The 11,347-nt window shown below is 25.8% G+C and carries 6 protein-coding genes and 1 pseudogene; 1 reads left to right on the forward strand and 6 read right to left on the reverse strand.

Features of this window, described 5'->3' with window-relative positions; genetic code table 11:
- Nucleotides 1-208 precede the first annotated feature (208 nt).
- From ACTNAO_RS12095 to ACTNAO_RS12110, 4 genes are all read right to left on the reverse strand, one after another.
- Nucleotides 209-367 carry a hypothetical protein gene (locus tag ACTNAO_RS12095; RefSeq protein ID WP_441029310.1) on the reverse strand — a complete coding sequence of 53 codons (159 nt, stop codon included), beginning with the start codon at nt 365-367 and terminating at the stop codon, nt 209-211.
- 202 nt (nt 368-569) lie between these two features.
- Complete coding sequence (locus tag ACTNAO_RS12100; protein WP_441029311.1) at nt 570-4,832, reverse strand: tetratricopeptide repeat protein; 4,263 nt, start codon at nt 4,830-4,832, stop codon at nt 570-572.
- Between the two features lie 14 nt (nt 4,833-4,846).
- On the reverse strand, nt 4,847-6,502 hold the full coding sequence (nrdD, locus tag ACTNAO_RS12105) for an anaerobic ribonucleoside-triphosphate reductase (protein WP_441029313.1): 1,656 nt from the start codon (nt 6,500-6,502) through the stop codon (nt 4,847-4,849).
- 11 nt (nt 6,503-6,513) lie between these two features.
- Nucleotides 6,514-6,990, reverse strand: a complete 477-nt coding sequence (locus ACTNAO_RS12110) for a 4Fe-4S cluster-binding domain-containing protein (protein ID WP_441029314.1) — start codon at nt 6,988-6,990, stop codon at nt 6,514-6,516.
- Nucleotides 6,991-7,195: 205 nt separating this feature from the next.
- Here ACTNAO_RS12110 and ACTNAO_RS12115 point away from each other — a divergent pair, with 205 nt between their 5' ends.
- Complete coding sequence (locus tag ACTNAO_RS12115; RefSeq protein WP_441029315.1) at nt 7,196-8,509, forward strand: hypothetical protein; 1,314 nt, start codon at nt 7,196-7,198, stop codon at nt 8,507-8,509.
- 17 nt (nt 8,510-8,526) lie between these two features.
- Here ACTNAO_RS12115 and ACTNAO_RS12120 read toward each other — a convergent pair.
- A pseudogene (locus ACTNAO_RS12120) lies at nt 8,527-8,739 on the reverse strand (ATP-binding protein); the annotation flags it as partial.
- A gap of 790 nt (nt 8,740-9,529) precedes the next feature.
- Nucleotides 9,530-11,125, reverse strand: a complete 1,596-nt coding sequence (locus tag ACTNAO_RS12125) for a dynamin family protein (RefSeq protein ID WP_441029316.1) — start codon at nt 11,123-11,125, stop codon at nt 9,530-9,532.
- Between the last annotated feature and the right edge of the window lie 222 nt (nt 11,126-11,347).

Below are 11,347 nucleotides of genomic sequence, written 5' to 3' on the forward strand. Positions count from 1 at the left end.
CTTATCATCCTTTCCCCTCCTATAATATGTATTAATACTATTATAAAAGGGATTTTTATAAGTGGGGAATTTTTATTCCCTTAAGTGGGTAAATTTATTTTACCACTAACATTAAACAAACTGTAAATTAAAATCATCAAAATTTATAAGCTATGTTCATTGTTATTCCAGTCAATTCTTCATATTTTTTATAAATTGAAGAATTATATTAGGGTTTTACAAAAGATTTATATGAAGATACTTTATTAAAATCTTCATCTAACATAACTGCGCCAATTTCTATTATTTCTCTTGAACATTTATTACATATGTTACAATGTTTTTTATCAATAGGATTCATTTCAAAATCAACAAATATGTATTTCATAAAATCAACCTCCTAATTGTTTTGTTATTATCTGATATATATAGGTTATCAAAAATATAGTTCCAATTTGTAAAAGTGATTAATAAAAACGGGTTTATCGCTAGCAATTTTTTACTGCTAATGCGACAAGCCCTTTATTTTTTTGCATAGAAAAAGGCATCGCACTATTTTTTAGTGCTACAGCCCCGCCTTATACTTCATTTTATAACTTTTTGTTTTCTTTAAACTCTATCTCCTGTTGCTCATAATCATTTGATATCTTGCTAATTATCAACTTATATTTGTCAATTCCAATAGAAGAAATATCTTTGTATTTTAATAGTTCATCTTTTAACTCTATTAATGTATCCACCATTTTTGCATCTATTTCGTTTGATAATTGTTCATAAATCTTATCACAAAGAAGATTTATATCTTTACCAGTATTTGTATTAAAAGTATCAATACTAATATGTGATTTATTTATAAGTAATAAATAAATTGCAAGCAAGTATGTTTTAACTGCATCTAATATTTTTGATACTTTTACATAATAATCAGCAATATGTTTTAATTTCCAAACCAATTCATTTATACTTTCAGAATTATTCTTTTCTGTCACATAATATATCGTTTCTTCATATAATTCACATATTACAGTATAAGCCGCATTGAATTTTTTCAAATTAATATACGCCTCAATAAGACTTCCAATAATATACCAATAATTATATTCAAATTTACTAAATTCATATTGATTTAGTATAGGTTTTAATATTTCAATTGCCTGTTCTAAACAAATTGCCTCCATTTGATAATTATCTGTATATTTATATTCATCTGCAGTACTTTTCCAAATTTCTATTTGTTTCTCTTCGTTACAGACAGTATTTGAAATCTGATATTCTGCTAGCATTTTAAAATTACATCTTTTTTTTATATCATTTATCTCATCATATTCATATTCATTGTCGTTTGACATCAATTTTGCCTTAGTTTTATAAATAAGGCTTTGAATGTATTCATCTTGAAGTTTATATTTATCATAACATTTTTGAGCTTTTTCGCAGTTTTTTAATCCATCTTTAATATTATTGTATGGATATTCATTTGAAAGTACTGCTAACCTTAATAAAAACTCAATTTCATATTTTATAAAATCTTTTTTATTATGGTATTTTTCTAATGATTTATTTATTATTTTTTCCTTTATTATTGTTCCATTCCATTTGTCAATTCGATCTATTATGTTAAATATATTTTTGTAAGACTTATTTTCCTTGTCTAAATATTCTAATATAAATTCATAAATATCTTCATTTATTACATTGCTACCAAGCATATCATAATATTTTAAGCACTTCTGCCAAAACTTATTTTTATTATATTCATTAGTTTCTAATTTGAACAAAAAATAATATCCTGCAAGAACATAAGTAACAGAATAAGAATTATCAACCTCTAAAATATTAGGCATCATATAATGAATTAATTCTTTTGCATATTTTTGTGCTCTACTAAATTCTTTATTTATTATTAATTTTTTTATAAGATTAACACAGATATAGCATGAATAACTAAAAAAAGCATCTGGTTTATTTTCAAGTTTCTTATCATTATCAAGAACCTGTTCTAAATAAGCAATTGACTTATTTATATTCCCCATTTGAAAATAAACATTTGATATATTTTGCATAGCAATATCATACATTTCATCTTCTTCATCATATGCTTTTTTATAATATTTAATAGCTTCTTGATATTTTCCTTCTTTCATAAATTTCTCAGCTAAAGCATTACATGATACATCATGTATATATTCTTTATTATTTGCTGCACCTATAGAATCTTCTCTTATTTTTTCAATTATTTTTTGATATTTATATGCTTTTTCAACATCTGAAAAATAATCATTTTTGTACACTGCACATAGATCCTCACCTGAATAAAAATCTTCAATTTTTTTATAGAATTTTTCCTTTTCTAAAGCTGTAAATGATGTTAACGGCAATAAATCAGTAGCTATATCAAACATATCTATTATTTTTAAATAAATATTATCCATTTCATTAGTTTGTTTATCTGGAAGCAACCATAATTTTTGACTAAAAATATTATCTAATTCACACCCAGCCTCAATATACTCCTTTACAATATAATCAGGATTTTGTGAACTTTTTTTACAAAACAATGTTACTTTTTTCAACATTTCTCCCATTATTGTAAGTTGCCGCGATAAATAATCATCCAAATCCATTTCTGTTTCAAACATATCATTACATTCACTAGTAATTCTAATTCTTTTTCTATAAATTTTTTGTAAAATATCAAAGGCTTCAGAAGTACCATATTTTAAACATATTTTCTCTGCTTTATCAAGTTCTGTCTCTTTCCCATGTTTTAAACAAAGATTAGCATAAGAAATATTATCACCAGATAATCTTTCCATAAAAATATCAAATACTTTTTGTCTAATCTTACTTTCCGAATAATTAGCAACATCTTCTGAAACATATTCCAATATTCCTTTTACAATACTAGGGCATTTTGTAGCATCTGGATTAAGTGTCATATAAATCAAATCCTGTATTACCTGATGAAGCGAAATCTTATCTGAAATATTATTATATTCTATCCAACCATTTCTAATCAATAAATCTAATTTTTTATCTATATTTTCTATTTTACAAGTATGAATAAATCTAAATTTATTTATACGTATCCCTGCAAATAAAGAAAGACTACTAATAACTTCCTTTTCAATGTCATCAAATTGTGAAACATCAAATAAAGTCTTTAAATGACTGTTTACACTATCTGATCGAAGTCTTCGATCTTTTCTTTGTTTAATATTAATTTCATCTGTATTAGTAACTCCTTCTTTTTCTAAAAATCTTTTATATAAATCTGATGGCAATTCACTTGAATTGCGAAGATATTTAGCTATAAGTTCTACAGTCATTGTATGATGATCAACAAATTCAATCAAATTTTTTATAAATATATTTTCATCGTCAGAATATTCTATGTCATTGTAAGTATAAAATAAGTTCAAAATATCATTTAAATCATCTATTTTACCAACATTTATCTGTTCATAATTATAATCTCTAAAATCCATTCTTGTAGTAATAATAAATTTGCAAGGACAACTAAATAATATTTCCAATTTATCATCTGTATCTACATCAAAATTATCAATAATAATTAAATCATTAGAAGTTGCGACCTGTTTAATAATTTTAATTTTTCTATTAAAATAATCATCATCGGATTCATTTTTATCTTTATCAATTTTATTGATCATGATTTCATCACAAACAAGCATTTCTATATTCTTTTCAAAAACTGAAAATAAAATTGTGTCATATTTTTTACGATATTTTTTAGCATATTGCTTTATTAATTCTGTTTTCCCAATTCCACCAATTCCCGAAATAAATACCAATTGATTATTGGTAAGAATATTGTCCAATTCTTCAATTTCTTTGTTTCTTCCAACAAAACATGCTGAATTATACTGAAATGAATCTATAAGAAACATCTGATCCATATCTGATAGCTTAATCAACTCGTCCAATTGATCAATCACTTGCTGCATATTATGCCATCTTGGGACTATTGAAACTGATAAAGTTTTTCTGAAAAAAGTGTCTAATTTTTTAACAAGCTTTGGTTGATATTTATCAATTGGATATCTCATATTCTCAAAATTAAATACACTTGAAATTTTACAATCATCAGATGTTGGTTTTCTATTAAATAACTTATAAAATACTAAAGCGCCTATAGAATATATATCAGTATGATTTCCTATTTTATTAAATTTGCCTTGCATCTGTTCAGGTGCAGAAAATCCATCTGAAAATGATAATCTAAACTTACTATTTTTTCTTAATTCTTTAATAGATATTACCGAATCAAAATCAAACAAAAGTATATGTTCATTGGTTTCTGGTAACACAAGTATATTTTCTGGTTTTATATCTAAATGTAAATACCCATTCTCATGATATTTCTGAATTAATTTAGCCAAGCTTTTTACATGCTTAAATAGATCTTTTAATGACTTGTCTTCAAATTTTCTATAATCTAGACCTTCATCTAGTGCCATTATAATATAAATTGTATTATTGCAATATATAATATCAGTTGCATTAATTGTTGAATTAGTAAATCCTATTGTATTCCTTATATTTGCATTTCTCTCATATGTATTTATGAAATCTTGCTTAGCTGACTTAAATTTTTCATTATTATTTTGAAATGGTATAAGTTTATTATCAGTTTTTCTTTCAATTAACAAATAATTAGGATAGCACTCTTTAACTCTTATTCGATGTTTTACTTTAATATTATCCCAATAGATTGCGTTATATACAATACAATTAGCACCACGCCCCACTTCTTCTGCAATATGAATTTCTTTGTTATTAGGGAAATTTACTATATCTCCTTTTTTTAATGCAATTCTATTATCTATCATAACATCACCTTTTCCTAAATATTCATTGACATATGGAATTTTCTTTCATTGAGTTCTTTTTTCTTTCCATTTGTAAAGCTGCTTTCTTCTGAAAGGTATCCAGATACACGTCTCAAACGTATAATCTTATCTGATTTGCAGTATGGACAAGTAGCTGTAATTCTTCCTGTGTATCCACATGATGCACAATTATCTAGCATAAAATTAATACCAATATAATTACAATCATTATTGTACGCATATTCAACAATTTCCTGTACTGCTTCTATGTTTTTTCCTGGCATTTCATTTAATTCTACATAAGTTATAGAACCTCCATTACATAACTTATGAAATGGACCTTCTAAATCAATCTTATTCTTATAATTTATATTTGCATTAACTGGAACATGAAATGAATTTGTATAATATCCTTTCTTGCATGCATTAAAATCTTGTCCTAAATTAAGATTATCATACTCTGCAAAATTACCAGTTACCCCTTCTGCTGCTGAAGCAAGAAGAGAGAAATTAAGATGTTCTTCTTGTGTAATCTTATCAGTATACTCGCGCATATGTTTAACGATTGCTAAAGCTTCATTAAAATGTTTATTTAATACATCAGCTGATTCCATTTCCTTTCCAAGCAATGTACCTATTGCATCCCATAAACCTATAAACCCAATTGATAAAGTACCATTTTTAAGCATTTCAAAGGCATTATGCTTTTCTGAATCTAAATAATAATTTTTTTCATAGTATTCTTCAAATATTTCATTCTTTGAAAGAGTATTTAGCCTATGTATTAATAATTCCTTTGCTGCCTCTAAATTTTCATCTAATAAACCATAAAACTTTTTCATATTACCATTTGATTCATAAGCCATCTGAACAAGATTTAATGTTGCACAAGCAACATTTCCTCTATTTAAAGATCCTTCTTTACCATTTATATTTGTGACAACTCTTGTCCTACAACCCATAATTCCAATTGATTCAGATGCATATGATGAATTACTTACACTATCACAATTAAAATATGTAGGAATCATTCTTTGGGCAGTTACACTTAAAGCTCTTTGATATAGATCATAATTAACTGTATCTTTTTCAAGATTAATACCGCTCTTTATTTTAAATACAATATTAGGGAATATAAATGGTTTTCCTTTATCATATCCCCTTTCAAATGCTTTTAATAATAAAAATCCAACTCTTCTACCATTAACGCTTGTATCAAGTCCAAAATTGAAGGTAACATATGGCTTTTCGCATCCCTTTCTGGTATTCATATTAAGATCTAAAAAAAACTCATGAAAGACTTCTATTATTTCATCATCACTCTCATTGCTTATATATGAAGCTATATCTGAATCAAAATTTATAAATCCAATTCCACCAGATTGTGCATTAGTCAATTCCACTATACTCCTATGTAAAGCACAAATCATATTTTGAAAACTTCTACTATGATTTCCAATTAAATCATCTACGGATATTCCAATGCAATTATATGTAATATCATAATATTCTAAATCGTGAATATGACATGTTCTATTCTTATGCTTCATAGCATTTTTCTTAGGTACTATATTATTTAATATATAATTCTTTCTAGAATCTTGCCCCGCTTGAAAGACCTCTCCTGTTGCATTTCTTTTTCTATTTGCCAAGTCAATTAACTTATTCATATTTTTTCCTCCTACATTACTAAACTCAGTTCAATGACATTACCATTATCAATATAGTACATATGTTGATTAGATGAACCTACATACTGTATATTAGAATTTTTCAAATTGCTTATAAAACCACCTGTTTTAATATAATCTAATAATATAATTATCTTATGTGGTACCATATTCAATTCCCAACCTGTATACATGCATATGTTATATCCTCGCTTTTTTAGTTTGCTTAATAAAATAATTAAACTATCCATTTGTTCCAATGGTTCCCCACCTGATATAGTAATTTTTTTATTACAACAGTATAAATCTATATAATTAATCAAATCATCAATCTTAACCCTAGTTCCTTTACCGTGTTCCCTAATCTTATAATTGTGGCACCCTATACAATTCTTAGTACATCCTTGTAAAAATAGAACGCTTCGAACTCCAGGTCCATCATCACAACTATTTTCATAAAAGCCAGCACATTCAATAATATCTAACATAACAAACCGCCTCCATTTGTATCAATACTATATTAGATATTATAAATTATAGCCTTCTAAATGTACGAATTTGTAATTCTGTTTTGTATATTACACACGTCATAAATTGATATTATATGTTATAATTATACAGTATTTATGGAAACATTAATAATTTTCAGTTACAATATATTATGGGTATTTGTCAAATTAGGGGGGAATTACAATGGATAATAATAACTATACTATATACAATGAAAATAGTCTTTTTGATTACACATCTATTGATTATATAGACGATGCTCTAAAATTTTTAAAAAATCCAAATTCTTTTAGAACTTTTGATAAAGGATTAATTGAATTATTAAAAAGGAAAGGCTACTCAAAAAATCTAAATGATATATATGAAATGTCTGACTATCTCATATCAAAACTTAAAAAAATCAACTCTTCTATAGAACGAGAAACAGTTATCTCATGGTTTAAAGGAGAACATAGCCCTAAAATTGAGGCAGGAAGTCGTCCCAAAATATATCAGATCTGTTTTGCATTAGAATTATCATATAAAGAAACTGTTTGGTTTTTTCAACATGTTTATTATGACAGGGCTTTTAATTGTCACACTATTAATGAAGCTGTTTTCTATTATGCTTTTTTGAATGGTCTTAATTATTCACAAGCGTTACAAATCATAAATTCTATTGAAAAAGATTCATCAATTCCACACAACAATAATATTATTGAAGCAAACTATACCCAGTTTGTTCAAAACAGAATTTCTGAATGTGAATCAATAGATGAATTAAAAGAATTTTTGATTTCAAATAAAGAAAGCTTTAAAGCATGGAATATGAGTGCTTTAAAAACACTTAATCATTTGATAAATCTTCTTATAGGATCACCTGAAAGCAAAATAAAGATTGATAATTTAAAAAGAACTTTGACAAGGCAAATAAATTCTAATAAAAATATTCAAAAACAATTATCAATAGATTTGAATATTTATGAAAACTGTGGTCTAATTATGAAAGAAATATTATATGATTCACAATCTCAAAATACATATGATTCTGCAGCAGAATTTATTATGGATACTATAAACAAGAAAAATATACGAAAAAACACCTTTATTTTAGAACGAATACTTTCCACTTCTTCTGGAATGAAAAAAAATGCCAAGATACCATATATTGTAAGAAATAATTTTCCAAGTAAAAAAACAATGTCTGATATCCTATCAGAAAAAAAAATTTCCATATCTAAATCATATGATGCCATACGAAAAATGATAATTTTACTTGATTTTTATTGTTTTTGGGTAAACATAAAATTGAACATAGGTTATACGGATCTTACAAAAGAAGAATTAATAAAAACATACATTGAAGAGGCAAATGATTGCCTATATAAATGTGGTTATGAAGAACTATATGCTGGTAATCCCTACGATTGGATTTTTTTATGTTCAGCTTATAGTGACAACCCTCTTGAATATTTTCGTTCATATATTGGTGAATTGCTAGGTGATGATGATTTTTAGATATGTGGGTATGGAATTTAAACTACATAATATAATTTGTTGATTTTCTTCATGTATGAATTATCTGATCTAGACATATATAGTTCTTCTAACATCTGATTTACAGTAGTAAATAATACATTATATCCTTGGGAAATTACATTAATACTAGCTATTGATAAATGAATTTTACCAGTATGAAAAGGCCCGATAAGAGCAATATTCTCCTTGTTTCTAATAAATTTATATGTAGCTAAATTATAGCTTTCTTTTTTTGTTTAAATTAAGTTGATAATTAAAATTATATTCTTCAATTGTTTTATGATTAGGAAATTTAGCATTATGCATTTTTTGCTCTAGCATTCGTCATGCGATTAGCTGTTTCATCATTAAGTAATAATTCCAAAACTCTACATAGATTAAACTTTCCTTTTTCATAAAAGAATAATTCAAACTTCATAATTTTCTATCACGATACAAAATTTCTATAGCTTTGTTTTGATATGAAAGTCATTGTCAATCACTTTGTAATAATTGTAGCAACAATAAAACTATAACTACAAATAGTCTTAACAAACATATATAAATAAGCAAGCTATTATAGCAGCAATTCAAATATTAATAAAAAGTGGTGGTTTTTATTAATATCAAATATTAGTTATTATAGCAAATGCAGTTGCAAAACAGGTTTTAGGACATGGTTTAAAGCTTGCCACAAATGCGCTACATTGACTAAAATGATGTCAATCTTTGTAGGTCCTATAGGTTGGATTATAACTGCTATATGAACAGCATTAGACATAGCTGGGCCATCATTTAGAATTACTATTCCAGTTTCTGTTCAAATTGCATATATGAGATACAAAATGCAAATAAGCTAGATACAAGTTTAGAATAATTATAATTAGAAGAGGATTACATATTATTTTGTCAATAAAAATTAAAATGTATTTTAAATATAAGCCAAAAAACCTCGCTATAAATTTAATTTTTGTCTATAGCGAGGCTTCATATTTTTAATAATACATAAAAGTTATTAATTTATTTAGATAATATACCTATAATATTCTTATATTGTTCTATTTCTTTTTCCTTATTTTCAAATTGCTTTTGTAAAAGTTCATAATCATTATTAATATTTTCTAATAGAATATTTTTAAAATTATCTCTCATATTTTCGATAGAAAGTTTAAATTCTCCAATCTTCTTTTCAAATTGCTTAGTTACTTCTTCAAATAAATTTTGTATTGTTGAGCTTAATAATTTTTGCAATTCATTCATTTTTACAGAATCTCTTACCTCTCCTGTAAATTGACTAGAAACTTTATCTAAAAAAACATTTGGATTAAGACTCATTATTGGAAATTCAATTTTGTTAAGAGTAGATTCTACTATATATCTAAAATGATTAATATCAAACTTTTCATCTCCGCTATCAAAATTATCTAAAACAACTTTTAATAATCTAGCCTTTGTTTGTTTAATATCTATTGCATTATGAAAAGCTCCTTCAATATCTGAGCAAGCATCCATAGCAAAAGTTCTTATATTTTCAAGTGCATCTGAAGGTGCTAAGTAAGAATATGTAGTTGTATATGTATTGAATTCTCTATGAGCTCCCCACTTAAAACAAAGGAAATGATGGTCATATGCAGTATAAGATTCAACATGTGTTTCAGTACCTTGATGAGTATCTATTTTAGAACATTCCAACGAATTTTCTCTTAACTTCCTAAGACTATCTAATTTATTGTTTTCAAGTATTATTAGTAATTCTCCTAATACATTTTCAAGAGATGAACAAATTTCAGATATTTGACTTAATACATATTTTTTCTGCTTTTCTAGTTCTTCTTTATCACTATTTTCTAATATGTCCTTTTTCTTTTTACATTCTGATAGCAAGGTACATTTTAAATTGTCCCATTGCTTTTTTATATTGGGTATAAATTGTTCAGCTTTTGTCTTTAATGTTTCATCCTTTTTTATAACAACCTCATTAAATACATTTTTAACATATTCGATATTTCCAATTTCATGTAATAAATCTTTAGTTAAATCCCCATGTTGGTTAAGTTTATTTTTAATAAAAATTTCTTGCTCATCAAAATATTCTTCATCTTTTAATGACATATTATAATTCATTGATGATACAAATATAGGATTTTTACATTGCTCAAATGATACAATCTTTTCTTTTGAAAAGCTGTCATCTAATTTATGTTTATTACATTCATTAGTTATTATGTCTATAGCACGTTCTCTAAGACTTTCTTTTGTTACTTCAATAGTTTCTTCTAAAGAATCATAATCATATAATTGGTCTAATATACCATCATCAAATCTGCTACAAACTAATATAAGTTTTTCTACCCCTTTTTGTGGCAATTGTGATGATAAAAGTTTCATATCATTAGCATCTAAAAATTGAGAGGCTCTGCTTAAGAAAAATACAACATCACATTTTTCGATAAATTGCCTTGTTTTATCTGTTCTAGAAACAACAGCATCATTTAACCCAGGAGTATCTACTAGACTTATGTCTTTAAGTTCATCTTTATTTATATGTATAGTTACATTTTTTACAAATGGAGTATATTGGCCACTTTCACCTATATATTCATCTAATTTATCCATTAGTTCTTCCGATGAAGAAAAATTTATAATCTCTTGTTTTTTATTTATAAAATCCATAGGTGATATCGGATTAACCCCTTTATATTGGACAAAATCTATTTAATTCTAAGTTTTTCTTAACTTTATATTTTTATACTTATTTTTTCTAGATGCTCTCCAAGATAAAGGGTATAAAATTCCCTTGGCGGCATATACCTTAAACTTGAATGTAATCTTCTTTCA

Source organism: Clostridium sp. HCP1S3_C6, assembly GCF_052066735.1.
GTDB lineage: Bacteria > Bacillota > Clostridia > Clostridiales > Clostridiaceae > Clostridium.